Raw genomic sequence first — 25,271 nt, forward strand, 5'->3', positions numbered from 1 at the left:
TTGTTCAAAAATCCACCAGTCCCGGTATGATCGCGCGCCCTGATGCACATGTCTGGTAAACCCCGATGATGAAGCCCAACCTGATCGCCGCAGCCGAGATCGACCGTCTCGATACCTGGGCCAAATATTCGGCCCCGATGTGCGGTTCGTGCATGTCCAGCTGCTGCACGCTGCCGGTCGAGGTCAAGATCAAGGACCTGGTGCGTATCGGTGTGGTCGACGAGTTCGAACTGGGCGACCCGCCGAAGAACATCGCCAAGCGCCTGCAAAAGGAAGGCCTGGTGGAACGCTTCAACCAGAAGTCGGGGATCTTCACCCTGCAACGCATGAGCAACAACGATTGCTACTACCTGGATCGTAAGAGCCGGCTGTGCACCATTTATGACAAGCGCCCGGACACCTGCCGCAACCACCCGAAAATCGGCCCGCGTCCGGGGTATTGCGCGTACAAGCCGAAGGAAGTGGAGCGGGTGCAGAATTTCCGGGCGATCGAGAAGTTCTGATCTGCCCTTGATCGTTCCCACGCCTTGCGTGGGAACGAGACATCAAAAAAACCCGGACAAACAAAAACGCCCCCGGTCTCTCGACCGGGGGCGTTTTTTTAAGCCTGGGCTAAATTACGCCTTGGCTTTCTTGGCAGCGCGGGTACGCTCGCTTTCGTCCAGGATCTTCTTGCGAAGACGGATGGACTTAGGAGTGACTTCGCACAGCTCGTCTTCCTGGATGTATTCCAGAGCCTGTTCCAGGGTGAAGCGAACAGGTGGAACCAGAGCGATGGTTTCGTCTTTACCCGAAGCACGCATGTTGTCGAGCTTCTTGCCTTTGGTTGGGTTTACACCCAGGTCGTTGTCGCGGGAGTTCTGACCAACGATCTGACCGTTGTAGATCTCCTGGCCGTGTTCTACGAACAGCTTGCCACGAGCCTGCAGGGTTTCCAGGGAGTAGGTCAGCGCCTTGCCGGTTTCAACCGAAACCAGAACGCCGTTCTGACGGCCGGACATGTGGCCCGACTTCACTGGAGCGTAACGATCGAAGATCGAGGTCAGGATGCCAGCACCGTTGGTCAGGGTCAGGAACTGGTTACGGAAACCGATCAGACCGCGAGCAGGGATGTTGTATTCCAGACGAACACGGCCCTTGCCATCCGGCACCATGTTGCTCAGGTCGCCTTTACGCAGACCCATCTCTTCCATGACCTTGCCCTGGGATTCTTCAGGGATGTCGATGGTTACGTTTTCGAACGGTTCCTGCTTCACGCCGTCAACTTCACGGATGATCACTTCAGGACGGCCCAGGGCCAGCTCGAAGCCTTCGCGACGCATGGTTTCGATCAGTACCGAGAGGTGCAGCTCACCACGGCCGGAAACCTTGAACTTGTCAGCCGAGTCGCCTTCTTCAACGCGCAGTGCAACGTTGTACAGCAGCTCCTTGTCCAGACGATCCTTGATGTTACGGGAGGTCACGAACTTGCCTTCTTTACCGCAGAAAGGCGAGTCGTTTACCTGGAAGGTCATGGAAACGGTTGGCTCGTCAACGGTCAGAGGCTTCATCGCCTCGACGGTGTTGATGTCGCACAGGGTGTCGGAGATGAACAGCTCGTCGAAACCGCTGATGCAGACGATGTCGCCGGCAGCTGCTTCTTCAACGTCGATGCGGTGCAGACCGTGGTGACCCATCAGCTTCAGGATACGGCCGTTGCGGCGCTTGCCGTTGGCGTCGATAGCGACAACCGGAGTGTTCGGCTTGACGCGACCACGAGCGATACGGCCAACACCGATAACACCCAGGAAGCTGTTGTAGTCCAGAGCGGAGATCTGCATCTGGAACGGGCCGTCACGGTCAACAGCAGGCGCTGGAACGTGGTCGACAACCGCTTGGTACAGCGGGGTCATGTCTTCCGCCATGGCGGTGTGGTCCAGACCGGCGATGCCGTTCAGGGCCGAAGCGTAAACAACCTGGAAGTCCAGTTGTTCTTCGGTTGCGCCCAGGTTGTCGAACAGATCGAAGATCTGGTCCAGAACCCAATCAGGACGCGCGCCCGGACGGTCAACCTTGTTGATAACCACGATTGGACGCAGGCCGGCTTCGAAAGCCTTCTTGGTCACGAAACGGGTTTGCGGCATAGGGCCGTCTTGAGCGTCGACCAGCAGCAGCACGGAGTCAACCATGGACATTACGCGCTCAACTTCGCCGCCGAAGTCGGCGTGGCCCGGGGTGTCCACGATGTTGATGTGGTAGCCGTTCCAGTTGATGGCGGTGTTTTTCGCCAGAATGGTAATGCCGCGCTCTTTTTCCTGGTCGTTGGAGTCCATCACGCGCTCGTCGTTGAGCTCGTTGCGCTCCAGAGTGCCGGATTGACGCAGGAGTTTGTCTACCAGGGTGGTTTTACCATGGTCAACGTGGGCAATGATGGCGATGTTGCGTAGATTTTCGATCACTTGTGTATCTCGATCAGAGGATTCGGTTTGCTGACAAGTCTTGGCAGCGATTAGCAGTAGTGTCCGGCATGGCCGTTACAGCTTGACGGCGGTGTCGGGGGGCCGGTGACGCAGGCCACAGGCAAACAGCCCCGGGCACTTAGCTCGGTCGATAAACGCGCACATTGGCATGCCCCTCACTGAGCAAATGGTGAGCATGCAGGCGACTCATCACGCCTTTGTCGCAATACAGCAGGTACTGGCGAGTCGGATCCAGCTCCTTGAAACGAGCGTTCACTGCGTAGAACGGCATCGTCTGTACTTCTATGCCCTCGAGCTCCAGCGGCTCATCCTCGGCGGCATCCGGGTGACGGATGTCGATGACGATCTGGCCGGCCAGTGCTTCGCTGACTTCTTCGATTTGCAAATCCTGGCCCAATTCGTCGATCACCCGATCGATCGGCACCAGTCTGGCGTTTGCGAGCGCACGCTCAAGCACCGCCATGTCGAATTCCTGCTCTTCGTGCTCAACGCGACCACGCTTGGCGGCGGTCTTCGGATTGACCGAAATGACCCCGCAGTACTCCGGCATGTGCCGGGCGAAATCGGCGGTGCCGATCTCGTTGGCCGTGTCGATGATGTCCTGCTTGTGGGCGACGATCAGCGGACGCAGGACCAGTTTGTCGGTCACGCAGTCGATCACCGACAGGTTCGGCAGCGTCTGGCTCGACACCTGGGAGATCGCCTCGCCGGTGACCAGCGCATCAATGTGCAGACGCTCGGCGATGGCCGAGGACGCGCGCAACATCATACGCTTCAATACGACGCCCATATGACTGTTATCGACTTTGCCGAGAATTTCGCCCAACACTTCTTCGAACGGAACACTGACAAATAGCACGCGTTGCGAGCTGCCGTACTTCTTCCAGATGAAATGCGCGACTTCCATCACGCCCAATTCGTGGGCACGACCGCCCAGATTGAAGAAGCAGAAGTGCGCCATCAGGCCGCGACGCATGATCTGGTAGGCGGCAACCGTCGAGTCAAAGCCGCCGGACATCAATACCAGCGTCTGCTCCAGCGCACCGAGCGGGTAGCCGCCGATGCCATTGTGCTGGCTGTGGATCACGAACAACCGTTTGTCGCGAACTTCGATGCGGACTTCGATTTCCGGCTGTTTCAAGTCGATTCCGGCAGCACCGCACTCACGGCGCAGCTTGCTGCCGACGTATTTTTCGACGTCCATCGAGCTGAACGCATGCTTGCCCGCACGTTTGCAGCGCACCGAGAAAATCTTCCCGGCCAGTGCATCGCCGTAGTGCTCTTTGCACTTCTCGGTGATGTCGTCGAAGTCGCCCAGCGGGTACTCGTCGATCTGCAGAAAGTGCGCGATGCCCGGCATGCAGGTCAGGCGCTCGCCCATCTCTTTCAGGGCCTTGGGGTCGGTAACGCGGGTTTCCAGCTCGAGATTGTCCCACACACCGTTCACCACCACGGCCGGGTCCAGGTCGCGGAGCACGGTGCGGATGTTCTTGGCCAGCTGGCGGATGAATTTCGTCCGGACAGGTCGGCTTTTGATGGTGATCTCGGGGAAGACTTTTACGATTAGTTTCATGAAAACAGCGCGCGCAGGGCCAGCCGAAAAAGGGGGGCGCGGATTATAGCGGAAATTGCTCAAGGTTTAACCAGTTAATGTGCAGAAGGTTTTGCATGCACCAAAACGGGTCATTTTCGACTTAAAGCGCTACATTAAAGGGCGAGATTTTCACCCTTTATGCACTTCGCACCTTTATAAGCGTGAATTTGGGGCAAAAAACCCATGCTGGGGCACTGGCATGCAATTTGCTCCCTTGTGAGGCAGGTTGCCTTGGCAGAGTATTCGCGCCGGCATCACCAACATTTAAGGGCATCCACTACCAGCCCTAAGCCACCCGGAGGACACTATGTCGAAGTCGGTTCAACTCATCAAAGATCATGACGTCAAGTGGATTGATCTGCGCTTCACGGACACCAAAGGCACTCAGCACCACGTGACCATGCCGGCTCGCGATGCGCTGGAAGACGACTTCTTCGAAGTTGGCAAGATGTTCGACGGTTCCTCCATCGCTGGCTGGAAAGGCATCGAAGCCTCCGACATGATCCTGCTGCCGGACGACGAAACCGCCGTTCTCGACCCGTTCACCGAAGAGCCGACCCTGATCCTGGTCTGCGACATCATCGAACCGTCGACCATGCAAGGCTACGATCGCGACCCGCGCGCCATCGCCCACCGTGCCGAGGAATACCTGAAGACCACCGGTATCGGTGACACCGTATTCGCCGGTCCAGAGCCTGAGTTCTTCATCTTCGACGAAGTGAAGTTCAAGTCCGACATCTCCGGCTCGATGTTCAAGATCTACTCCGAGCAAGGCTCGTGGATGTCCGACCAGGACGTGGAAGGCGGCAACAAGGGCCACCGTCCAGGCGTGAAAGGCGGCTACTTCCCGGTTCCGCCGTTCGACCACGACCACGAAATCCGTACCGCCATGTGCAACGCACTGGAAGAGATGGGTCAGACCGTTGAAGTTCACCACCACGAAGTGGCAACTGCCGGTCAAAACGAAATTGGTGTCAAGTTCAACACCCTGGTGAAGAAAGCTGACGAAGTTCAGACTCTGAAATACGTTGTACACAACGTGGCCGATGCCTATGGCCGCACCGCGACCTTCATGCCGAAGCCTCTGTACGGCGATAACGGTTCGGGTATGCACGTTCACATGTCCATCGCCAAAGATGGCAAGAACACCTTCGCTGGCGAAGGCTATGCCGGCCTGTCCGAAACCGCCCTGTACTTCATCGGCGGTATCATCAAGCACGGTAAGGCCCTGAACGGCTTCACCAACCCGGCCACCAACTCCTACAAGCGTCTGGTGCCAGGTTTCGAAGCTCCGGTGATGCTGGCCTACTCGGCTCGCAACCGTTCCGCCTCGATCCGTATTCCTTACGTCAACAGCCCACGTGGCCGTCGTATCGAAGCACGTTTCCCGGATCCGGCTGCCAACCCGTACCTGGCTTTCGCAGCACTGCTGATGGCCGGTCTGGACGGTATCCAGAACAAGATCCACCCAGGCGATGCGGCTGACAAAAACCTGTACGACCTGCCGCCTGAAGAGGCGAAAGAGATCCCGCAAGTTTGCGGCAGCCTGAAAGAAGCCCTGGAAGAGCTGGACAAGGGCCGCGCGTTCCTGACCAAGGGCGGCGTGTTCTCCGACGACTTCATCGACGCCTACATCGCGCTGAAATCCGAAGAAGAAATCAAGGTTCGCACCTTCGTACACCCACTGGAATATGAGCTGTACTACAGCTGCTGATCCGGTAGCGCTGCACTACGCGGCGTGACAAAAGAGAGGCCTCCTTCGGGAGGCCTTTTTTGTGCCCGCTCATCCATGGATAATCCGCCGCTTTCGCGCCATGACCGGCGCCTTGACGAAGGGATTCGCATGAAGTGGTTACGGGCTATCGCCCTGATGGCGGGCCTCGCCTGCTCGACAGCCGGCGCTGCCGAGTTCTATGAAGACAAGCCGCTGGCTCACCCGCTGATCGAAGGGTTACAGGAAAGCTCGGCGACCCTGGCGTTCATAAAAGAGCCAGGTGGCGTCAAAGGCTACTACTGCCTTTGCAACACGTCCGAGGGAAGCCCTCAGTTGCTGGATGACTTTGGTCAGGCGAACATCGAGTCGGTGTTCCTCACCCAACTCGACAGCGAAGGTCCTATCCGCCTCGTTCTCTTCAAACAGCAGGCGAAGTACCGGGTTTATGCCTACAAATACGACCCCAGCCAAGAACGCTACAGTCGCCTCCAGGGGCTGCAAAAAGCCCTTGACCGTATTACCGAAGGCCAGAAACGCCTCGACGCCCTCACCATCAAGAAAGCCCTGGCCCAGCTCACGCCCATCAACTACGGCATCCGCTACCAGACCTCCGGCATCGACGAGTTCGACCAACTCGACCTGACTCAGGGAACACTGGTGAGCTATTACGGCCAATACCACGACCCTCTGCACAACCCGACGCCGGATGACGAACCGTACTTCTTTAAAAAGACCTATCAGGAAAAGGACGGGCGCTTCCTGACCGTCACCTTCTGGCGCGCCGCCGATACTACCGTCGGTGAAGGCCAACACACGCTCTACAACTACCAGGTCAGACGCATCGCCTGGGAGACCGCGCCGGCGCAGTTCACGGGCAGTGAAGACGGTCAATCGGCGTCCTACTACTTCGGCAATGTCTCGGCCCAGGGTGCTTACCAGCACGGCTTGCGTAGCGGTACGTGGATGCTTTCCAACGACGAAAAACAGTCGGAGTCCGGTGAATACGTCAACGGCAAACGCGAGGGGCAATGGACCGAAGATGACGATGCGCAAGGCAAGAGCGGCGAATACCGCAATGACTTGCGCGAAGGTCGCTGGGTGTTTTCCAACGAAGCTGAAATGGGGTGGATCGCTACCGGGTTCCAGACCTATGCCCACGGCCAACTCAACGGCCCCAGCGAACTGACCGTCGGCAGCACCACCGAACATGGCAACTATCTCGACGATAAACGCCAGGGCCCATGGGTGACCGATTCAGGCAGCGGCAACTACACCGATGGCCTGCAAAGCGGTCCGTGGACACTCAAGGCCGGCGACGGTCATCGCCAAGCGGTGAACTTCGTCGCCGGCAAAAAGGACGGGGAATTGCGCGACACCGACGCCAATGGCGTACTGATATTCATCGAGCATTACAAGGCAGGCGTCCTGTCAGGCAGTCGTGAAGGCTACGCGCCAAACGGCAAGCTTACCTTCGTGGAAAACTACACCGACGGAAAACTCGACGGGCACGCCCAGCATTTCAGTGCCAATGGGGAACGTTTGCTCAAGGACTTCAACTGGCGCGCCGGTGTGGTCGATGGGCCTTATCGCGATTTCTTCGATGATGGCAGGCTCGCCAGCGACGGCGTCTACGAAAACGGCAAGTTTATTGGCCTCTGGATTGACCAAAACCCCAAAAGCCCCCTGCTGATAGAAACCCGCTGGTGCAGCTTCGATGAAAACGGCCCAAAGGTAGACCGCTGCGGAAAATACCGTGTTTTCGAGAATGGAAAACTGAGAACCGAAAGCGACTATCTCTATGGCCGGGAACAAACCAATGTGGAATACAACGTCCAGACGGGGAAAAAAACCAAGGAAACGATTATCGGCGAGGACGATCAGGTGACCGTTAATGGCTATGGCCCTGATGGCACTCTTTCCTGCAAACAGTCGAAAAAAGGCTTCACGCTGATGACCATCAACCAGCAGCCCGTCAAAAATTACGACGGTGCAAAACTGTATGGTGAACAGCTGTGTTATTACCCGAGCGGTGTTGTCCGCAATCGCTACTATTTTGACCGTGGCTATCTCGGCTGCGCGATCGATTACGACGAGTCGGGCAAGGAAATCCCGCAACGCTGTGCTCCATTGACACCGGAAATGGAACGACGCATGCAGAAATTCCTCCACTGATATTGAGGCTGCGTAAACCGGAGAGTGTTCTATGCTGGCAGCCAGGGAATTCCATTGTCGGAGCCATCCTTGCTGCTCACCGGGGGGGCTTGATGCGGCCATTTTTGTTGTTTTTGATGCTGACTTTCGCATTTCCAGTGACGGCGCAGATCTACAAATACACCGACGCCAGCGGCAACACGGTGTACAGCGATCATGCGCCGGACGGCGTGAAGGCGCAGCCGGTGGAGTTGCCGCCGCTCAACAGCGTCCAGCCTCAGGCACCGAGCGTGCCGTCGTCGGACACGGCCAGCCGGGCGCCTGCGCACAATGCCTATGAGGTGTTGGAGCTGACCGACCTGCCCACCGAAGAGGCCCTGCGCGCCAACAACGGTACGTTCACCGTCAGCGTGCTGATCAAGCCGCGCCTGCAACCGCCACATCAATTGCGCCTGCTGCTGGACGACGCGCCTTATGGCCAGCCGAGCAACGTGCCGATCCTGCAGCTGGTGAACATTGACCGGGGCGAGCATCGGCTGGCGGTTCAGGTGATCAATGGCGAGGCGATCATTCAGCAGAGTCCGGCAGTGGTCTTCACTGTGCAGCGGGTGCACAAGCCATGACTCGCGGATTGATTGCCGTGTGTCTGGTTCTGTTCGCGCTTGGCGCATCCGCCGAGGTCTTCACGTATGTCGACTCGCAGGGCAATCGGGTCTACACCGATCAACCGCGCGGCAATGCCAAGCGTGTGCCGCTGGCCACCAGCAATCGCATGGCCTCCAACCCGACCGGGGCGGCGCCCATTACCAAAGCTAAAAAATCACCGGAGCAACCGCTGTTCCGCTACGACATGCTGCGGGTGCTGGTTCCCGAGCCGGACGCGACCATTCGCAGCAGCGCCGGCGAATTGATCGTCAGCATCACCAGCGAGCCGGGGCTGCAAAAAGGTCATCGCTATCGCCTGCTGCTGGACGGCCAGGCCACCGGCGAGCCCGGCCTTAGCCCGGTGTTCCCGCTGAGCAATATCGATCGCGGCAGCCATAACCTGTCGGTGGAGATTCTCGACGCGCAGGATCGCATCGTCGAGCGCACCGCCAATCAGCCATTCCATATGCAGCGCATCTCGCTGGCGCAGAAACGCCAGGTCAAACCCTGCACCACCGAAGACTACGGCGTTCGCCCGGAATGCCCGCTGAAAGACAAACCCGTCGAACCGAAAAATCCCTTCCTGCGTTTCTTCTAACGCCGTTCAGCTTTGCGCACTATATTGGTGCAACAGTCTGCACCGTACCCACATTGCAACCCATTTTGGTTCGAAAGTACCCGCCAGGGTCGGCCGATCGCCACGCAAACGAGCGTCAAACGCCCGTTTCAGGGGTCGAACGCTTCTTTTCGGAGCCTTGGTTTGGTTTTTGCATTTTCCTGATATCGGCGCTTGGTTCCTTGCGCACGCCTTGCTCCAAAAGAGGTCCTGATGACCATAAGCGACGCACTCCACCGTTTGCTGCTCGACAACCTGACCACCGCCACCATCCTGCTCGATGCCGAATTGCGCCTCGAGTACATGAACCCGGCGGCGGAGATGCTGCTGGCCATCAGCGGTCAGCGCAGCCATGGCCAGTTCATCAGTGAGCTGTTCACCGAGTCCACCGAGGCGCTCAATTCGTTACGCCAGGCGGTGGAACAGGCGCACCCGTTCACCAAGCGCGAAGCAATGCTCACCGCCCTCACCGGCCAGACCCTGACCGTGGACTACGCGGTGACGCCGATCCTCAGCAACGGCGCGACCCTGCTGTTGCTGGAGGTTCACCCTCGCGACCGCTTGCTGCGGATCACCAAGGAAGAGGCGCAACTGTCGAAGCAGGAAACCAGCAAGATGCTGGTGCGCGGCCTCGCCCACGAGATCAAGAACCCGCTGGGCGGCATCCGTGGCGCCGCGCAACTGCTGGCCCGGGAACTGCCGGAAGACAGCCTGCGCGACTACACCAACGTGATCATTGAAGAGGCCGACCGCCTGCGCAATCTGGTCGACCGCATGCTCGGCTCGAACAAACTGCCGTCGCTGGCCCTGTGCAACGTCCACGAAGTGCTGGAGCGCGTTTGCCAGTTGGTCGAGGCCGAAAGCCAGGGCTGCATCACGCTGGTGCGCGATTACGACCCGAGCATTCCCGACGTATTGATCGACCGCGAGCAAATGATTCAGGCCGTGCTGAACATCGTGCGCAACGCGATGCAGGCGATCAGCAGCCAGAACGAGTTGCGCCTGGGCCGCATCAGCCTGCGCACCCGCGCCATGCGCCAGTTCACCATTGGCCACATCCGCCATCGCCTGGTGACCAAGATCGAGATCATCGACAACGGTCCGGGGATCCCGGCGGAACTCCAGGAAACCATTTTCTTTCCCATGGTCAGCGGCCGTCCGGACGGTACCGGGCTGGGCCTGGCCATCACCCAGAACATCATCAGCCAGCACCAGGGCCTGATCGAGTGTGACAGCCATCCAGGCCACACCACGTTCTCGATCTTTCTGCCACTGGAACAAGGAGCCACATCGACATGAGCCGTAGTGAAACCGTGTGGATCGTCGATGACGACCGTTCTATCCGTTGGGTCCTGGAAAAAGCCCTGCAACAGGAAGGCATGACCACCCAGAGCTTCGACAGTGCCGATGGCGTGATGAGTCGCCTGGCGCGCCAGCAGCCGGACGTGATCATCTCCGACATCCGCATGCCGGGTGCCAGCGGTCTGGACCTTCTGGCGCGGATTCGCGAGCAACACCCACGACTGCCGGTCATCATCATGACCGCTCACTCCGATCTGGACAGCGCTGTCGCCTCCTATCAGGGCGGTGCCTTCGAGTACCTGCCCAAACCGTTCGATGTCGACGAAGCGGTGTCTCTGGTCAAACGCGCCAATCAGCACGCCCAGGAACAACAGGGCCTGGAAGTCGCGCCGACCCTGACCCGCACCCCGGAAATCATCGGCGAAGCGCCGGCGATGCAGGAAGTGTTTCGCGCCATCGGGCGCTTGAGCCACTCCAACATCACCGTGCTGATCAACGGCGAATCCGGCACCGGTAAAGAACTGGTGGCTCACGCCCTGCACCGCCACAGCCCGCGTGCGGCCTCGCCGTTCATCGCGCTGAACATGGCGGCGATCCCGAAGGATCTGATGGAGTCCGAGCTGTTCGGCCACGAGAAAGGCGCCTTCACCGGCGCGGCCAACCTGCGTCGCGGGCGTTTCGAGCAGGCTGACGGCGGCACGCTGTTCCTCGATGAAATCGGCGACATGCCGGCGGACACCCAGACCCGACTGCTGCGGGTACTGGCCGACGGCGAGTTCTACCGCGTCGGCGGGCACGTGCCGGTCAAGGTCGATGTACGAATCATCGCCGCGACTCACCAGAATCTGGAAACCCTGGTTCACGCCGGGAAATTCCGTGAGGACTTGTTCCACCGCCTCAACGTGATCCGCATCCACATTCCGCGCCTGTCGGACCGTCGCGAAGACATCCCGACCCTGGCCAAGCACTTCCTCAGCCGCGCAGCACAAGAACTGGCGGTAGAGCCAAAACTGCTGAAAAGCGAGACCGAGGAATACCTGAAAAACCTGCCATGGCCGGGCAACGTGCGTCAGCTGGAAAACACCTGCCGCTGGATCACGGTGATGGCGTCCGGGCGCGAGGTGCACATCAGCGACCTGCCACCGGAACTGCTGAGCCTGCCGCAAGACTCGGCACCGGTGACCAATTGGGAACAGGCGCTGCGTCAGTGGGCCGATCAGGCGTTGGCGCGTGGCCAGTCGAGCCTGCTCGACAGCGCGGTACCGGCGTTCGAGCGGATCATGATCGAGACGGCGCTGAAGCACACCGCCGGGCGTCGTCGTGACGCTGCCGTGTTGCTGGGCTGGGGCCGGAACACCTTGACCCGCAAGATCAAGGAACTGGGAATGAAGGTCGATGGCGGGGATGACGACGAAGGCGAAGAAGGCTGACCCTCAGCGCCCGCCTGCACCGCCGCAAGGCACCGTGACCCGTAATCGGGCACGGTCGCTGGCTCATTCCTGCACCGCAACCCGCTGAAAAAACCATCCGGTGAAAAGACGAAGGCCCCGTATTACGGGGCCTTCGTCGTTGTATCGGGCTTTTTTGTTTCAAAACGATAAAAACTGGCACGCCCCCTGCAATAACCCAATCAGGTGATTCGTTTCACCAACCCTTTCGGGGGCCTTGGTACAGGCAGGCCGGGGATTCCCCTCTTTACACCGGACTCATCGAGTCCACCCTTTTGGGGCCCTTGATACAGGCAGGTCAGGGGTTCCTTCTTTACACCGGCTCAGTACGCGATGCGATGAGCCCGCCCGTTTCGGGAACCTTGGTACAGGCAGGCCGGGGATTCCCTCTTTTATTGCTCCCGGAGATGGATCTCCAGCCGCCAGCGGTCATCGACCTTGCTGCCGGCCCACTCCCCTTGCAGCGGTCGCGCTGCTACCAACGTCAGCAACAGGCCCCCATCACTCAATCGCGTCCGCCAGTTCACGTCCTTGCCGTTGAGCTTGAGCTGGCCCTTCTGCGCCTTGCCTTCGGCCTCGAACAACAGCGCAACGCTGCCATCGACGATCTCGCCGTGCAGCTTCGGCTCGTTGTTGAACCAGACCGTCAGACCGCCATCAGCCACCTCGACCTGTTGCAAGACGCTCGGGTCAGGCGTGGTCAAACGGCCGATCATCATCCCGACCATCACACCGACGATCGCCAGCGACGCCATCACCCGCGGGAATAGTTTCGAACGCGGGTCGGCTTGCGGCGTAGAATGCGCGTCATCTTTACCTTCGGAGCCGTGCATGTTTCACGTCATCCTTTTTCAACCGGAAATTCCACCGAACACCGGTAACGTTATCAGGCTGTGCGCCAACAGCGGCTGCCACCTGCATTTGATCGAACCGCTGGGCTTCGAGATGGACGACAAGCGCCTGCGTCGCGCCGGTCTCGACTATCACGAGTATGCCACTCTGCAACGCCACGCCGACCTGGCCAGTTGCCTGGAAAGCCTCGATAACCCTCGGTTGTTCGCCTTCACCACCAAGGGTTCGCGACCGTTTCACGATGCGGCGTTCGTCCCCGGCGATGCCTTCATCTTCGGCCCGGAAAGCCGTGGCCTGCCGCCGGAAGTGTTGGATGCCCTGCCCGCCGAACAGCGCCTGCGCCTGCCAATGCGTGAAGGTTGCCGCAGCCTGAACCTGTCGAACACCGTGGCAGTGGCCGTGTACGAAGCGTGGCGGCAGAACGACTTCAAGTAACGCCATTCGATCGCCCAAGAAAAAAGCGCCTGTAACGGCGCTTTTTTCGTTGTTGCATCGACCGCTTACTGAACGGTCGGGGTCTCGCCGGCTTCCTGCATGCGCTGCAGCTCTTGCGCGTACAAGGCGTCGAAGTTCACCGGGGCCAGCATCAGGGCCGGGAACGAACCGCGGGTCACCAGGCTGTCCAGGGTTTCGCGAGCGTACGGGAACAGAATGTTCGGGCAGAACGCACCCAGGGTGTGGCTCATCGAAGCCGCGTCCAGGTTCTTGATCAGGAAGATACCGGCCTGTTGCACTTCAGCGATGAAGGCGACTTCTTCACCGTTTTTCACGGTGACGGACAGGGTCAGTACGACTTCGTAGAAATCGCCTTCCAGCGCCTTCTGACGGGTGTTCAGATCCAGACCGACCGCCGGGTCCCACTGCTGGCGGAAGATCGCCGGGCTTTTCGGGGCTTCGAAGGACAGGTCGCGTACGTAGATGCGCTGCAAGGAGAATTGCGGTGCGGTTTCTTCTTCGCTGGCTGCAGTGTTCTGTTGGTCAGTCATCTCAGATCCTTTCTGATCTTGGGTCTTTTAGGGTTCTTGGTTTGCAGGTGCAGCAGTTCAGGCCTTGAGCAGCGCGTCGAGCTTGCCGGCGCGCTCCAGGGCAAACAAATCGTCACATCCGCCGACGTGGGTGTCGCCGATCCAGATCTGCGGCACGGACGTGCGTCCGGCCTTCTGGGCCATGGCGGCGCGCACTTGCGGCTTGCCATCGACCTTGATCTCTTCGAAGGCCACGCCTTTGTTCGCGAGCAGGTACTTGGCGCGCGAGCAGTAAGGGCAGTAATCGCTGGAGTAGACGATGACTTCGCTCATGTCACTTCACCAGCGGCAGGTTGTCGCCTTTCCAGCTGGAAATCCCGCCGGACAGCTTGGCAGCGGTGAAGCCGGATTTCATCAGCTCGCGGGCGTGGGTGCCGGCCGTCTGGCCCAGGGCGTCGACCAGAATGATGGTCTTGGCCTTGTGTTTTTCCAGCTCGCCGATACGGGCGGCCAGTTTGTCCTGGGGAATGTTCACCGCGCCAACGATGTGACCGGCGGCGTAATCCTTGCTCGGACGGATGTCCACCACCACGCCGGCTTCCTTGTTGACCAGTGCGGTCAGCTCGCCCGTGCTCAGGCTTTTACCGCCGCCCTGCACTGTGTGCGCCAGCAGCAATGCCAGCAGTACGACGAAGATACCGACAAGAATGTAGTGGTTAGTGGCAAATTCAATCAGGTGAGCAACCATCGAAGGAGGTTCCAGGGCGTTAAAATGTCGGCCAGTATACACAGCCACTATGGTGGGCCAAACCCCGTCCGGCGGTGACGCGGTCGGAACTTCGCTTTAAACTCCAACTCCCTTTTCCATCGCCCTCTTCTTTATTAGCCACGAGTGGATTCCATGACTACCACGCCTAAACCTTTGGTCCTGATGATTCTCGACGGCTTCGGTCACAGCGACAGCCCCGAATCCAACGCCGTCTTCGCGGCCAAAAAGCCTGTGCTGGATCGCCTGTGGGCCACCGTGCCGAACGGCCTGATCTCGGGCAGCGGCATGGACGTCGGCCTGCCGGACGGCCAAATGGGCAACTCCGAAGTCGGCCACATGAACCTCGGCGCCGGCCGCGTGGTGTATCAGGACTTCACGCGCGTGACCAAAGCGATCCGCGACGGCGAGTTCTTCGAGAACCCGACCATCTGCGCCGCCGTGGACAAAGCCGTGGCCGCCGGCAAGGCCGTGCATTTCATGGGGCTGCTGTCGGACGGCGGCGTTCACAGCCACCAGGATCATCTGATCGCCATGGCCGAACTGGCCTTCAAGCGTGGCGCCGAAAAAATCTACCTGCACGCCTTCCTCGATGGCCGTGACACGCCGCCGAAAAGCGCCGCGTCGTCGATCGAACTGCTCGACGCGACCTTCCAGGCGCTCGGCAAGGGCCGCATCGCCAGCATCATCGGCCGCTACTTCGCCATGGATCGCGACAACCGCTGGGACCGCGTTTCCCAGGCCTACAACCTGATCGTCGACGGCAAGGGTGAATTCAACGCCGCCACCGCCCAGGAAGGCCTGGAAGCCGCCTACGCCCGTGGCGAGAGCGACGAATTCGTCAAAGCCACCAGCATCGGTGAGCCCGTGCAAGTCGAAGACGGCGACGCCGTGGTGTTCATGAACTTCCGCGCCGACCGTGCTCGCGAGCTGAGCCGCGTGTTTGTCGAAGACGGTTTCAAGGAATTCGAACGCGCCCGCCAGCCAAAAGTGCAGTACGTGGGCCTGACCCAGTACGCCGCCAGCATCCCGGCCCCCGCAGCCTTTGCGCCGGGCAGCCTGGAAAATGTTCTCGGCGACTATCTGGCGAAAAACGGCAAGACCCAACTGCGCATCGCCGAAACCGAAAAGTACGCCCACGTGACCTTCTTCTTCTCCGGCGGTCGCGAAGAACCGTTCCCGGGCGAAGAGCGCATCCTGATCCCGTCGCCGAAAGTCGCCACTTATGACCTTCAGCCGGAAATGAGCGCACCGGAAGTCACCGACCGCATCGTCGATGCCATCGAGAATCAGCGCTACGACGTGATCGTGGTCAACTACGCCAACGGCGACATGGTCGGCCACAGCGGTGTGTTCGAGGCGGCGGTAAAAGCCGTGGAATGCCTGGACACCTGCGTCGGCCGCATCGTCGAGGCGCTGGAAAAGGTCGGCGGCGAAGCGCTGATCACCGCCGACCACGGTAACGTCGAACAAATGGCCGACGAAGCCACCGGCCAGGCGCACACCGCTCACACCACCGAACCGGTGCCGTTCATCTATGTCGGCAAACGCGACCTCAAGGTCCGTGAAGGCGGCGTGCTGGCGGACGTGGCGCCGACCATGCTCAAACTGCTGGGCCTGGAAAAACCAGCGGAAATGACTGGCACTTCGATTCTGGTCTGATATCAAAAACGCCCTGTAATCAGCCTGAAACGGCTTTTTATGACGAACGCCTCAAAGCAGTTGGCTTTGAGGCGTTTTTTTTGCCGCGTGGGGCGGGCATACTAGGCCGTCCCTTACCCTGGTGCCGCCCGCCTCTATGCTTCGCGTCCTGATCGCCCTCGCTCTGACATGCCTGCTCCAACCGGCCTTCGCTGACGAGCGCGCGCAAACCCAACAACAGTTGGACGCCACGCGTCAGGATATCGCCGAGCTGAAAAAGCTGCTGGGCAAGCTCCAGGAAGAAAAATCCGGCGTACAGAAAGAGCTCAAGGGCACTGAAACCGAGATGGGCAATCTCGAAAAACAGGTGGACGCCCTGCAAAAGGAGCTGAAAAAGAGCGAATCCGAGCTGCAGCGGCTCGATGCGGAGAAAAAAAAACTCCAGAGCGCGCGCACTGAACAGCAACGACTGATCGCCATCCAGGCCCGCGCGGCCTATCAGAACGGCCGGCAGGAATACCTCAAGCTGCTGCTCAACCAGCAGAACCCCGAGAAATTCGCCCGCACCCTCACCTATTACGACTACCTGAGCCAGGCCCGCCTGGAGCAGCTGAAGAATTTCAACGAAACCCTGCGCCAGCTGGACAATGTCGAAAAAGACATTTCCACGCAGCAAGCCCAGTTGCTGGTGCAGAAAAGCGACCTGGATACCCAGCGCGACGCACTCGACAAGGTTCGCAAGGAGCGCCAGCAGGTGCTGGCCAAGCTCAACGACGACGTGAAGGCGCGCGATCAGAAACTGGCCTCCCGCGAGCAGGATCAGGCAGACCTGTCTAAAGTCCTTAAAACCATTGAAGAAACCCTGGCCCGCCAGGCCCGTGAGGCAGAAGAAGCGCGACAGAAAGCGCTCATCGCCCAGCAGGAAGCCGAAAAAAAGCGTTTGCGTGAGGCCCAGGCCCGCGCCGATGCGGACTCGGACACCAGCGACGCCCCGCGAAAACAAGCCAGACCCACACCTGGCGCGCTGGTTTCCAGCAGCGGCGAGACATTCGGCGGCCCTTTTGCCGCCACCCGGGGAAAACTTCCATGGCCGGTTGATGGTCGACTGCTGGCACGCTTCGGTGAAACCCGTGGCGACGATGCCCGCACCAAGTGGGATGGCGTGATGATCAGCGCCTCCGCCGGCAGCCAGGTGCACGCCGTACACGGCGGGCGCGTGGTGTTTGCCGACTGGTTGCGCGGTGCCGGGCTGCTGGTGATCCTTGATCACGGCAACGGTTTTCTGAGCCTTTACGGTCATAACCAGACGCTGCTGAAGTCGGCTGGTGACGTGGTAAAAGCCGGTGAGTCCATCTCCACTGTCGGTAGCAGTGGCGGGCAGGACACACCAGCGCTGTATTTCGCAATTCGTCAGCAGGGTCACCCGAGTGATCCGGCGCAATGGTGCCGCGCGCAAGGATAGGCGTTGAGTCACCAACTTTAGGAGTTCGTTCGACATGCTGCATTTGTCCCGTCTTACCTCGCTGGCCCTGACGATCGCCCTGGTGATCGGCGCGCCTCTGGCGTTCGCCGCTCAACCGGCTCCGGCTGTCGCTCCGGCAGGCACTGCCGCGACTTCCAAGGCCCCGCTGCCGCTGGAAGAGTTGCGCACCTTTGCCGAGGTCATGGACCGGATCAAGGCCGCTTATGTCGAACCGGTGGACGACAAGACCCTGCTGGAAAACGCCATCAAGGGCATGCTTAGCAACCTCGACCCGCACTCGGCCTACCTCGGCCCGGAAGATTTCACCGAGCTGCAGGAAAGCACCAGCGGTGAGTTCGGCGGCTTGGGCATCGAAGTCGGCTCGGAAGACGGTTTCATCAAGGTTGTGTCGCCAATCGACGATACGCCAGCGTCGAAGGCCGGCATTCAGGCCGGTGACTTCATCGTCAAGATCAACGGCGCGCCGACCCGTGGCCAGACCATGACCGAAGCCGTGGACAAGATGCGCGGCAAGATCGGCCAGAAAATCACCCTGACCCTGGTCCGCGACGGCGGTACGCCGTTCGACGTGACCCTGGCCCGTGCGGTGATCCAGGTGAAGAGCGTCAAGGCGCAACTGCTGGAATCGGGTTACGGCCTGATCCGCATCACCCAGTTCCAGGTCAAGACCGGCGAGGAAGTCTCCAAGGCCCTGGCCAAGCTGCGCAAGGACAACGGCAAGAAGCTCAACGGCATCATCCTTGACCTGCGCAACAACCCGGGCGGCGTGCTGCAGGCAGCGGTGGAAGTGGTCGACCACTTCATCACCAAAGGCCTGATCGTCTACACCAAGGGCCGGATCGCCAACTCCGAACTGCGCTTCTCCGCCACCGGCAAAGACGAAAGCGAAGCCGTGCCAATGGTTGTGCTGATCAACGGTGGCAGTGCCTCGGCCTCGGAAATCGTCGCCGGCGCCCTGCAAGACCAGAAACGCGCCGTGGTCATGGGCACCACCAGTTTCGGCAAGGGCTCGGTGCAGACCGTGCTGCCGCTGAACAACGACCGCGCGCTGAAGATCACCACCGCGTTGTACTTCACGCCGAACGGCCGCTCGATCCAGGCCCAGGGCATCGTCCCGGACATCGAAGTACGCAAGGCCAAGATCACCAACGAAGCGGACGGCGAATACTTCAAGGAAGCCGACCTGCAGGGTCACCTGGGCAACGGCAACGGCGGCGCAGACAAACCGACCGGCTCCGGCGCGAAACCGAAAGCCATGCCGCAGGATGACGATTACCAGTTGGCCCAGGCCCTGAGCCTGCTCAAAGGCCTGAGCATCACGTCCGGCCGTTGAGGATGTCTTTGCGTCTTGTCTTTGTCCTGCTGTGCTGTCTGGCGGGTGCTGCTCACGCAGAGCCTGCCAGACCGACACCACAAAAAGCCTACCTGACACTGATCATCGACGACCTGGGGCAGAACCTGCCCCGGGATCGCCGCGTGCTGGCCCTCCCCGGGCCCGTCACCACGGCAATCATGCCCGACACCCCGCACGCCACCGAATTTGCCCGCGAAGCCCATCGCGCCGGCAAGATCGTGATCCTGCACATGCCGATGGACCCGGCCACCGGCCCGTTTGCCTGGCATCCTGAACTGCCCATCGAAGAACTTGAGAAACGCCTCGACGCCGCATTCAAGAGGGTCCCCTACACCGCCGGCATCAACAACCACATGGGCAGTCGCATGACCGCACAACCAGTGGCGATGGCCTGGTTGATGGGTGAGTTGCAGCGCCGTCACAAGTTCTTCGTCGACAGCCGCACCAGCGCGCAAACGGTCGCTGCTCAACAGGCACAGAAGATCGATCTGGCGAGCGTCTCGCGGGATGTGTTTCTCGATGACGAGCGCACTGAAGCAGCGATTTTCACCCAGTTGCAGACGGCGATCAGCCTGGCTCACAAGCAGGGTTCGGCGGTGATGATCGGCCATCCTTATCCACAGACTCTGGCTGTGCTGGAACGGGAACTGCCGAAGCTGAAAGCCCAAGGCATCGACTGGATCGACATCAAGCAGATGATCAGCGTGCGCAGCAATCGCGCCACGGCCGCTCATGGCAAAGACGGCGTCTACCGGTAACAAGCTGTCACGAAGCAATAGATAGATACCGCAGCCAGCCCCCTCCATACCCGGATATTGAGACCCGTCGCGGCGACACCAAGCCGCTTTCTTTATTCGGGATCAATCATGAACACCCAAACTTCTCTCAACTCATCTGTTCGGCAGATGGAGCCCATTGCAGTTGAAAACCTGCTGATCAATTTCACCACCGAGTTTCACCGGATCTGGGACAACACAGGCTCGAATTCAAAACCCGGCAGCTTCTGGCGCCCGACACCGGCTCCCGACCTGCTGCCCGGCTATTTTTCCTTGGGCGATCTCGTTGTCTCCGGACGGGACAATATCAACGACAGGCAGGTGATGGCGGTTGTCCGCGAGGGCGATCCGCAGAATGCCGAAGCCGGCAAGGGGCCGGCACTGAGCAGGCCTGATGATTACCAACGGGTATGGAGCGATTCAGGTTCGCGCGCCAACGGTGACTGCTCCGTATGGCGGCCGATTCCTCCCGAAGGCTATGTGGCAGTCGGAATGGTATGTTCCAACGACCGCAACAAGCCGTCCTTCAACGCCGTTCGTTGTGTACGTGCAGATCTGGTGGTCGCCGCAAGCGCCAACGCACTGATCTGGAGCGACAAGGGTAGCGGAGCCGACCGCGATTTCAGCACCTGGAGCGTCAAGCCTCCGACCGCACCTGCCGGGGAGATATTCTTTGCACCCGGCACGTTTATCGGTGCCAACGGCTACAGCAAACCTGCTGCATCCATCACGGCCTATGCCTTACGGATGCCTATTGCGCTTCAGGTCGATACGCCTCCGGCGGCCCCTGTACTGACCGGGCATGATGCCTCCGCCATCCTGACGCAACCCAAGATTACACAGGTCGTCCGATTGCCGTGGTTCACGGTCAGCGACCCGGCGATGACAAGCCTTGTACAGCTACGCACTTCACCGTTTTATCGTATGGAAAGAACTGATCGCTACTTGCTCGTCGGCCAAGACCAGAACAGCACAGACATGCATCGCCCTTTCAGGTGGAGAGCCGGCCGAGCCCAATCCTTCGAAATGGTGCGCACGTTCACGCGCAAAACCGGAATCGACATCGGCAGCCAATGGCCGTCGGCATTGTCTGCGCCTGAGTCGGCCATCACCTGCTCAGCCAGGTTGGGCGACAGTTTCTGCAACACCGAATCGGCACCCTATGAATGGGTGAACTCCGAACAGGCAGAAGTTATTGCGCTGGTTGCGAAAAACCGGTTCGCAGCGATTTATCTTATGCAGAGCGACTACCGATTGCTGCGCGAAGACGGTTCACAAGTGGAAGGCCATCTCAGCTATACCGATATGAATAGCCTGCATCTGACTGACTACCCGGCCGAGCCGGAACCGTCAAAGGATACGAAGAAAGAACTTGAGAAACCGACTGCCATCGAGCCAGAGAAGGAACCTGAAAAGCTGCCGGCTGCGGAGCCCGTGGCAGGTCCGCAATCAACGAAAGAATCAGCGACAGTTACAGATACCGCCCCATGATCTCGTCGACCACGCCGTCCTTGCGCATCTGATCAAGCGCTGCCTGAAGTTTGGCGACGGCTTCGTCCGGCACGTCCTTGTTCAACGCCAGATACAGTTCGGCGCTGTTGAAGCGAAGCACGGTTTTCAGCCCGGTCACGCCATCCTGCCGCGCCAGATAACGGCCGGCGGGATCGCCGGTAGCCCACAGGTCGATCTGCCCGCTGACGAGCTTTTTGGCGTTGTCCTGATCGCGCAACACCACCACCGGTTTCAGGCCCTGCTTGGCCAGGGTCTCGGCAATCGCATCGCCTTTGTAAGCGCCGATCTTGTACTTGCGCGCATCGTTCAGGGTTTCGAGGGTGATCTTGCTGTCGGCTTTGGCCAGCATGACCCAGTCATCCGGGCCGATGGGGCCGACCCACTTGAACAGCGTTTCGCGATCCGGCAGGCGTGCCATGACGAAAGCACCGTAACCGGGGTTCTCCAGCGCGAGCTTGTAGACCCGTTCCCAGGGGAAGCGCAGGGTCAGACTGTAAGTGATGCCGGCACGCTTGAACATCTCGCGCACAATGTCTGTGGCGATGCCGTTGATGTTTTCGTCTTGAGCGAAATTCTTGCCGTTCTTCGCCATGTTGTACGGCGGGAAGTTTTCGGTGAGGAGCACCAGATCGGTGTCGGGGCTTTCTTCGGCGTGGCCAGTGTTGATCAACAACACGGAGGCACTGGCGAGGGCGAGAAGCAGGCGTTTGATCATGTCGGGCTACCGAAATCCATGGCGTGCCCAAGAGTGCCTTGGGTACGCCATGCTGTCCACTGGCCTGTATGGATGTTTAACGCATTACGATGCCGCGGTGAGCCATGTAAGCCTTGGCTTCCTGAACCGTGTATTCGCCGAAGTGGAAAATACTCGCCGCCAGTACGGCACTGGCGTGGCCTTCGAGGATGCCATCGGCCAGATGCTGCAGGTTGCCGACGCCACCGGAAGCGATCACCGGGATCCCCAGCGCATCGCTGATGGCGCGGGTCACACCCAGGTCGAAACCGTTTTTCATGCCGTCCTGATCCATGCTGGTCAGGAGGATTTCACCGGCACCCAGGCCTTCCATTTTCTTCGCCCACTCGACCGCGTCGAGGCCGGTCGGCTTGCGACCGCCGTGGGTGAAGATTTCCCAGCGCGGGGTTTCGCCCGGGCCCGAAACCTTCTTCGCGTCGATGGCGACGACGATGCATTGCGAGCCGAAATGCTGCGCCGCTTCGCCGACGAATTCCGGGTTGAACACGGCAGCGGTGTTGATCGACACCTTGTCCGCACCCGCATTGAGCAGATTGCGAATGTCCTGCACGGTCCGCACGCCGCCGCCGACGGTCAGCGGAATGAACACCTGGCTGGCCATGCGCTCGACGGTATGCAGCGTGGTGTCGCGACCATCGACACTGGCGGTGATGTCGAGAAAGGTAATCTCGTCGGCACCCTGCTCGTCGTAGCGACGGGCGATTTCCACCGGATCGCCGGCGTCACGGATGTTCTCGAACTTCACACCTTTGACGACCCGGCCGTTGTCCACGTCCAGGCAAGGGATGATGCGTCTGGCCAGCGCCATGGTCAGTCCTCAGCCTTGGTACGAGTCGCAGAAAGCTTGCGCTTCGGCGACGTCGAGAGTGCCTTCGTAGATCGCCCGGCCAGTGATGGCGCCGATGATGCCTGGCGCCTTGGCGTCGAGCAGCGACTTGATGTCACCCAGGTTGTGAATGCCGCCGGACGCGATCACCGGGATCTTGGTGGCAGCAGCCAGCGCAGCGGTGAACGGTACGTTGCAGCCCTGCATCATGCCGTCTTTGGCGATGTCGGTATAAACGATCGAGGACACGCCGTCGGCTTCAAACTGTTTGGCCAGGTCGATGACCTGCACGGTGCTGATTTCAGCCCAGCCATCGGTGGCGACAAAACCGTCTTTGGCATCCAGACCGACGATGATCTTGCCCGGGAACGCACGGCAGGCTTCCGCGACGAACGCCGGATCCTTCACCGCTTTGGTGCCGATGATCACGTAGCTCACGCCGGCCTTGACGTAGTGCTCGATGGTTTCCAGCGAACGGATGCCGCCGCCGATCTGGATCGGCAAAGTCGGGTAGCGCTTGGCGATGGCGGTCACCACTTCGCCGTTGACCGGTTGGCCTTCGAAAGCGCCGTTCAGGTCGACCAGATGCAGACGACGGCAACCGCCCTCCACCCACTTGGCAGCCATGCTCACCGGGTCATCGGAGAACACTGTGGAATCTTCCATGCGGCCCTGGCGCAGACGTACGCAGGCACCGTCTTTGAGATCGATAGCGGGAATAATCAGCATCTGGCAAACCTTCAAATTTGAATGTTCAGCTTGGCTCGGAAATCAGTTTTTCTCGAGCGCCCACAGGTCGCTTTCGATGCTTTCAAACCGCTCCTTGAGGTGGGTCTGCACATCGAAAATCGCCCTGTTGTAATAGTGCGGAGCAATTTCGCGGGTAAACAGCTCAAGAATTTCCGCCGCCTCGAACGAACCCAGGTCCAGTTCGAAACGATCCTCCATGAACCGCTGGATCTTGCGATTGGCGTCGCTTTCCTGCTCGGGCGTGAGGGTCAGGATCGGCGGCTTGGATTTCTTGACGGCCATTTACCAGCGACCATCCCACGCAGCGAAGTTCTGCAGCAATTGCAGGCCATGGGTATGGCTCTTCTCCGGGTGGAACTGCACGGCGAAACGCGAACCCTCGGCCAGCGCCGCGGCGAAATCGACACCGTAATGACCGCTGCCGACCACCTGCCGCGGGTTACCGGCGGCGATGTAGTAGCTGTGCACGAAGTAGAAACGCGCCAGGTCCGGAATGTTGTGCCACAGCGGGTGATCCACCGACTGTTTCACTTCGTTCCAGCCCATGTGCGGGACTTTCAGGTGCTCGCCGTCTTCATGCAGGTCTTTGCCGAAGAACTTCACCGCGCCCGGGAACAGACCGATGCAGTCGACACCGTCGTTCTCTTCGCTGGTGTCGAGCAAGGCTTGCATGCCGACGCAGATGCCGAGGAACGGGCGATCCTGGCTGACTTCACGTACCAGCGAGTCGAAACCGAGGCGACGGATCTCCGCCATGCAATCGCGAATCGCGCCGACACCGGGAAAAACCACGCGGTCGGCTTCGCGGATCACGTCCGCATCGCTGGTGATCAGCACTTTGCCGGCGCCAACGTGCTCGAGGGCCTTGGCCACCGAGTGCAGGTTGCCCATGCCGTAGTCGATTACCGCAACCGTCTGCATTACAGCACGCCCTTGGTCGAAGGCATCTGGCCGGCCATGCGGTCGTCCAGCTCGACGGCCATGCGCAGCGCGCGGCCGAAAGCCTTGAACACGGTTTCGATCTGGTGGTGAGTGTTGGTGCCACGCAGGTTGTCGATGTGCAGGCTGACCAGCGCGTGGTTGACGAAGCCCTGGAAGAATTCCTGGAACAGGTCGACGTCGAAGCCGCCGACGGTGGCGCGGGTGTACGGCACGTGCATCTGCAGGCCCGGACGGCCGGAGAAGTCGATCACTACGCGCGACAGCGCTTCATCGAGCGGCACGTAGGCATGGCCGTAGCGACGGATGCCTTTCTTGTCGCCGATGGCTTGCGCGAAGGCCTGGCCGAGAGTGATACCGACGTCTTCCACGGTATGGTGGTCGTCGATATGCAGATCGCCCTTGCATTGGATATCCAGGTCGATCAACCCGTGACGGGCGATCTGATCCAGCATGTGCTCAAGAAAAGGAACACCGATATCGAATCGGGCCTTTCCGGTGCCATCAAGGTTGATCGAGGCTTTGATCTGGGTTTCCAGAGTGTCGCGCTCGACAGACGCCTTACGTTCGGCCATCACCAGCTCCGCAAAATCATTGGGCGAAAAAGGCAGCCATTATAGGGGCGCGGGGCCGAAACAGAAACACGAGACGTGATATGGCAGACGGATAGAAGCCCGTACTGTCGGGGATAGACATGTCCATACAAGCCATTTCGGACAGCCCA

At 59.9% G+C, this 25,271-nt stretch carries 25 protein-coding genes; 13 read left to right on the forward strand and 12 right to left on the reverse strand.

All coding sequences use genetic code 11. From position 1 onward, the window contains the following. Nucleotides 1-65: 65 nt before the first annotated feature. Nucleotides 66-503: a YkgJ family cysteine cluster protein gene (locus tag AC1RMX_RS08435; RefSeq protein WP_025110918.1), complete on the forward strand. Its 438-nt coding sequence runs from the start codon at nt 66-68 to the stop codon at nt 501-503. A gap of 114 nt (nt 504-617) precedes the next feature. Here the strand turns inward: AC1RMX_RS08435 and typA are convergent, their stop codons facing one another. Further along, nucleotides 618-2,438, reverse strand: a complete 1,821-nt coding sequence (gene typA / locus AC1RMX_RS08440) for a translational GTPase TypA (protein ID WP_096821971.1) — start codon at nt 2,436-2,438, stop codon at nt 618-620. Between the two features lie 139 nt (nt 2,439-2,577). Further along, nucleotides 2,578-4,032 (reverse strand): tRNA uracil 4-sulfurtransferase ThiI, encoded by a 1,455-nt coding sequence (gene thiI, locus AC1RMX_RS08445; protein ID WP_096821970.1) that lies wholly within the window; start codon nt 4,030-4,032, stop codon nt 2,578-2,580. A gap of 328 nt (nt 4,033-4,360) precedes the next feature. Between thiI and glnA the strand changes: the two genes are divergently transcribed. The 6 genes from glnA (at nt 4,361) to ntrC (ending at nt 11,911) form a co-directional block, all read left to right on the forward strand. Beyond that, nucleotides 4,361-5,767 (forward strand): glutamate--ammonia ligase, encoded by a 1,407-nt coding sequence (glnA, locus tag AC1RMX_RS08450; protein ID WP_085712782.1) that lies wholly within the window; start codon nt 4,361-4,363, stop codon nt 5,765-5,767. Between the two features lie 75 nt (nt 5,768-5,842). After that, nucleotides 5,843-7,939 carry a toxin-antitoxin system YwqK family antitoxin gene (locus AC1RMX_RS08455; RefSeq protein WP_255261957.1) on the forward strand — a complete coding sequence of 699 codons (2,097 nt, stop codon included), beginning with the start codon at nt 5,843-5,845 and terminating at the stop codon, nt 7,937-7,939. A gap of 92 nt (nt 7,940-8,031) precedes the next feature. Continuing rightward, the gene (locus AC1RMX_RS08460; RefSeq protein ID WP_493071440.1) at nt 8,032-8,541 is read left to right on the forward strand and encodes a DUF4124 domain-containing protein; all 510 of its coding nucleotides are present in this window, start codon (nt 8,032-8,034) and stop codon (nt 8,539-8,541) included. Further along, nucleotides 8,538-9,161 (forward strand): DUF4124 domain-containing protein, encoded by a 624-nt coding sequence (locus AC1RMX_RS08465; protein WP_096821968.1) that lies wholly within the window; start codon nt 8,538-8,540, stop codon nt 9,159-9,161. The genes AC1RMX_RS08460 and AC1RMX_RS08465 overlap by 4 nt, the downstream gene beginning before the upstream one ends. A gap of 231 nt (nt 9,162-9,392) precedes the next feature. Continuing rightward, the gene (gene glnL / locus AC1RMX_RS08470) at nt 9,393-10,478 is read left to right on the forward strand and encodes a nitrogen regulation protein NR(II) (protein WP_096821967.1); all 1,086 of its coding nucleotides are present in this window, start codon (nt 9,393-9,395) and stop codon (nt 10,476-10,478) included. Further along, nucleotides 10,475-11,911 (forward strand): nitrogen regulation protein NR(I), encoded by a 1,437-nt coding sequence (ntrC, locus tag AC1RMX_RS08475; RefSeq protein ID WP_096821966.1) that lies wholly within the window; start codon nt 10,475-10,477, stop codon nt 11,909-11,911. The genes glnL and ntrC overlap by 4 nt, the downstream gene beginning before the upstream one ends. A gap of 410 nt (nt 11,912-12,321) precedes the next feature. Here the strand turns inward: ntrC and AC1RMX_RS08480 are convergent, their stop codons facing one another. Continuing rightward, nucleotides 12,322-12,762, reverse strand: coding sequence for a hypothetical protein (locus tag AC1RMX_RS08480; RefSeq protein WP_096821965.1), 441 nt, complete (start codon nt 12,760-12,762; stop codon nt 12,322-12,324). On the opposite strand from AC1RMX_RS08480, the gene trmL reads away from it, so the two are divergent. Then, the gene (gene trmL, locus AC1RMX_RS08485; RefSeq protein WP_096821964.1) at nt 12,761-13,216 is read left to right on the forward strand and encodes a tRNA (uridine(34)/cytosine(34)/5-carboxymethylaminomethyluridine(34)-2'-O)-methyltransferase TrmL; all 456 of its coding nucleotides are present in this window, start codon (nt 12,761-12,763) and stop codon (nt 13,214-13,216) included. The genes AC1RMX_RS08480 and trmL overlap by 2 nt on opposite strands. Before the next feature lie 65 nt (nt 13,217-13,281). Here the strand turns inward: trmL and secB are convergent, their stop codons facing one another. Genes secB through AC1RMX_RS08500 form a run of 3 tightly spaced genes read right to left on the reverse strand, consistent with a single transcriptional unit; the run spans nt 13,282 to nt 14,494 of the window. Continuing rightward, the gene (gene secB / locus AC1RMX_RS08490) at nt 13,282-13,767 is read right to left on the reverse strand and encodes a protein-export chaperone SecB (protein WP_085733279.1); all 486 of its coding nucleotides are present in this window, start codon (nt 13,765-13,767) and stop codon (nt 13,282-13,284) included. Between the two features lie 57 nt (nt 13,768-13,824). After that, the gene (gene grxC / locus AC1RMX_RS08495) at nt 13,825-14,079 is read right to left on the reverse strand and encodes a glutaredoxin 3 (protein WP_096821963.1); all 255 of its coding nucleotides are present in this window, start codon (nt 14,077-14,079) and stop codon (nt 13,825-13,827) included. A gap of 1 nt (nt 14,080) precedes the next feature. Beyond that, complete coding sequence (locus tag AC1RMX_RS08500) at nt 14,081-14,494, reverse strand: rhodanese-like domain-containing protein (protein WP_096821962.1); 414 nt, start codon at nt 14,492-14,494, stop codon at nt 14,081-14,083. Nucleotides 14,495-14,647: 153 nt separating this feature from the next. On the opposite strand from AC1RMX_RS08500, the gene gpmI reads away from it, so the two are divergent. From gpmI to AC1RMX_RS08525, 5 genes are all read left to right on the forward strand, one after another. After that, entirely contained in the window at nt 14,648-16,174 is a 1,527-nt protein-coding gene (gene gpmI, locus AC1RMX_RS08505; RefSeq protein WP_096821961.1) for a 2,3-bisphosphoglycerate-independent phosphoglycerate mutase, read from the forward strand. 136 nt (nt 16,175-16,310) lie between these two features. Next, complete coding sequence (locus AC1RMX_RS08510; protein WP_493071443.1) at nt 16,311-17,615, forward strand: murein hydrolase activator EnvC family protein; 1,305 nt, start codon at nt 16,311-16,313, stop codon at nt 17,613-17,615. Nucleotides 17,616-17,649: 34 nt separating this feature from the next. Beyond that, nucleotides 17,650-18,969: a S41 family peptidase gene (locus tag AC1RMX_RS08515; protein ID WP_096821959.1), complete on the forward strand. Its 1,320-nt coding sequence runs from the start codon at nt 17,650-17,652 to the stop codon at nt 18,967-18,969. Nucleotides 18,970-18,971: 2 nt separating this feature from the next. Then, nucleotides 18,972-19,748, forward strand: coding sequence for a divergent polysaccharide deacetylase family protein (locus AC1RMX_RS08520; RefSeq protein ID WP_493071445.1), 777 nt, complete (start codon nt 18,972-18,974; stop codon nt 19,746-19,748). Between the two features lie 108 nt (nt 19,749-19,856). Then, a complete protein-coding gene (locus AC1RMX_RS08525; protein ID WP_493071447.1) occupies nt 19,857-21,257 on the forward strand; it encodes a Vps62-related protein in 1,401 nt (466 codons plus the stop codon). Here the strand turns inward: AC1RMX_RS08525 and AC1RMX_RS08530 are convergent. The 6 genes from AC1RMX_RS08530 to hisB form a co-directional block, all read right to left on the reverse strand. Beyond that, nucleotides 21,238-21,993: a substrate-binding periplasmic protein gene (locus AC1RMX_RS08530; protein ID WP_096821956.1), complete on the reverse strand. Its 756-nt coding sequence runs from the start codon at nt 21,991-21,993 to the stop codon at nt 21,238-21,240. The two genes, AC1RMX_RS08525 and AC1RMX_RS08530, sit on opposite strands and share 20 nt — an antisense overlap. 76 nt (nt 21,994-22,069) lie before the next feature. Beyond that, nucleotides 22,070-22,840 (reverse strand): imidazole glycerol phosphate synthase subunit HisF, encoded by a 771-nt coding sequence (gene hisF, locus AC1RMX_RS08535; protein WP_493071449.1) that lies wholly within the window; start codon nt 22,838-22,840, stop codon nt 22,070-22,072. A 9-nt stretch (nt 22,841-22,849) separates the two neighbouring features. Then, complete coding sequence (gene hisA / locus AC1RMX_RS08540; RefSeq protein WP_003220753.1) at nt 22,850-23,587, reverse strand: 1-(5-phosphoribosyl)-5-[(5-phosphoribosylamino)methylideneamino]imidazole-4-carboxamide isomerase; 738 nt, start codon at nt 23,585-23,587, stop codon at nt 22,850-22,852. Between the two features lie 42 nt (nt 23,588-23,629). Continuing rightward, nucleotides 23,630-23,890 (reverse strand): DUF2164 domain-containing protein, encoded by a 261-nt coding sequence (locus AC1RMX_RS08545; protein WP_096821955.1) that lies wholly within the window; start codon nt 23,888-23,890, stop codon nt 23,630-23,632. Next, nucleotides 23,891-24,529 carry an imidazole glycerol phosphate synthase subunit HisH gene (gene hisH / locus AC1RMX_RS08550; protein WP_085712765.1) on the reverse strand — a complete coding sequence of 213 codons (639 nt, stop codon included), beginning with the start codon at nt 24,527-24,529 and terminating at the stop codon, nt 23,891-23,893. It abuts the gene before it with no gap. Continuing rightward, nucleotides 24,529-25,122 (reverse strand): imidazoleglycerol-phosphate dehydratase HisB, encoded by a 594-nt coding sequence (gene hisB, locus AC1RMX_RS08555; protein ID WP_085712764.1) that lies wholly within the window; start codon nt 25,120-25,122, stop codon nt 24,529-24,531. Before hisB ends, hisH begins: the two co-directional genes overlap by 1 nt. Nucleotides 25,123-25,271: the final 149 nt, after the last annotated feature.

The sequence above is a fragment of the Pseudomonas sp. GW822-FHT03F04 genome, from assembly GCF_058801405.1.

Excerpts from the sequence above, each read along its gene's own strand:
- AC1RMX_RS08435 (WP_025110918.1), top strand. The coding sequence starts at position 66 with ATGATGAAGCCCAACCTGATCGCCGCAGCCGAGATCGACCGTCTCGAT.
- thiI (WP_096821970.1), bottom strand. The coding sequence starts at position 4,032 with ATGAAACTAATCGTAAAAGTCTTCCCCGAGATCACCATCAAAAGCCGA.
- glnA (WP_085712782.1), top strand. The coding sequence starts at position 4,361 with ATGTCGAAGTCGGTTCAACTCATCAAAGATCATGACGTCAAGTGGATT.
- AC1RMX_RS08455 (WP_255261957.1), top strand. The coding sequence starts at position 5,843 with ATGGATAATCCGCCGCTTTCGCGCCATGACCGGCGCCTTGACGAAGGG.
- AC1RMX_RS08460 (WP_493071440.1), top strand. The coding sequence starts at position 8,032 with ATGCGGCCATTTTTGTTGTTTTTGATGCTGACTTTCGCATTTCCAGTG.
- AC1RMX_RS08465 (WP_096821968.1), top strand. The coding sequence starts at position 8,538 with ATGACTCGCGGATTGATTGCCGTGTGTCTGGTTCTGTTCGCGCTTGGC.
- glnL (WP_096821967.1), top strand. The coding sequence starts at position 9,393 with ATGACCATAAGCGACGCACTCCACCGTTTGCTGCTCGACAACCTGACC.
- ntrC (WP_096821966.1), top strand. The coding sequence starts at position 10,475 with ATGAGCCGTAGTGAAACCGTGTGGATCGTCGATGACGACCGTTCTATC.
- trmL (WP_096821964.1), top strand. The coding sequence starts at position 12,761 with ATGTTTCACGTCATCCTTTTTCAACCGGAAATTCCACCGAACACCGGT.
- AC1RMX_RS08480 (WP_096821965.1), bottom strand. The coding sequence starts at position 12,762 with ATGCACGGCTCCGAAGGTAAAGATGACGCGCATTCTACGCCGCAAGCC.
- secB (WP_085733279.1), bottom strand. The coding sequence starts at position 13,767 with ATGACTGACCAACAGAACACTGCAGCCAGCGAAGAAGAAACCGCACCG.
- grxC (WP_096821963.1), bottom strand. The coding sequence starts at position 14,079 with ATGAGCGAAGTCATCGTCTACTCCAGCGATTACTGCCCTTACTGCTCG.
- AC1RMX_RS08500 (WP_096821962.1), bottom strand. The coding sequence starts at position 14,494 with ATGGTTGCTCACCTGATTGAATTTGCCACTAACCACTACATTCTTGTC.
- gpmI (WP_096821961.1), top strand. The coding sequence starts at position 14,648 with ATGACTACCACGCCTAAACCTTTGGTCCTGATGATTCTCGACGGCTTC.
- AC1RMX_RS08510 (WP_493071443.1), top strand. The coding sequence starts at position 16,311 with ATGCTTCGCGTCCTGATCGCCCTCGCTCTGACATGCCTGCTCCAACCG.
- AC1RMX_RS08515 (WP_096821959.1), top strand. The coding sequence starts at position 17,650 with ATGCTGCATTTGTCCCGTCTTACCTCGCTGGCCCTGACGATCGCCCTG.
- AC1RMX_RS08520 (WP_493071445.1), top strand. The coding sequence starts at position 18,972 with ATGTCTTTGCGTCTTGTCTTTGTCCTGCTGTGCTGTCTGGCGGGTGCT.
- AC1RMX_RS08525 (WP_493071447.1), top strand. The coding sequence starts at position 19,857 with ATGAACACCCAAACTTCTCTCAACTCATCTGTTCGGCAGATGGAGCCC.
- AC1RMX_RS08530 (WP_096821956.1), bottom strand. The coding sequence starts at position 21,993 with ATGATCAAACGCCTGCTTCTCGCCCTCGCCAGTGCCTCCGTGTTGTTG.
- hisF (WP_493071449.1), bottom strand. The coding sequence starts at position 22,840 with ATGGCGCTGGCCAGACGCATCATCCCTTGCCTGGACGTGGACAACGGC.
- hisA (WP_003220753.1), bottom strand. The coding sequence starts at position 23,587 with ATGCTGATTATTCCCGCTATCGATCTCAAAGACGGTGCCTGCGTACGT.
- AC1RMX_RS08545 (WP_096821955.1), bottom strand. The coding sequence starts at position 23,890 with ATGGCCGTCAAGAAATCCAAGCCGCCGATCCTGACCCTCACGCCCGAG.
- hisH (WP_085712765.1), bottom strand. The coding sequence starts at position 24,529 with ATGCAGACGGTTGCGGTAATCGACTACGGCATGGGCAACCTGCACTCG.
- hisB (WP_085712764.1), bottom strand. The coding sequence starts at position 25,122 with ATGGCCGAACGTAAGGCGTCTGTCGAGCGCGACACTCTGGAAACCCAG.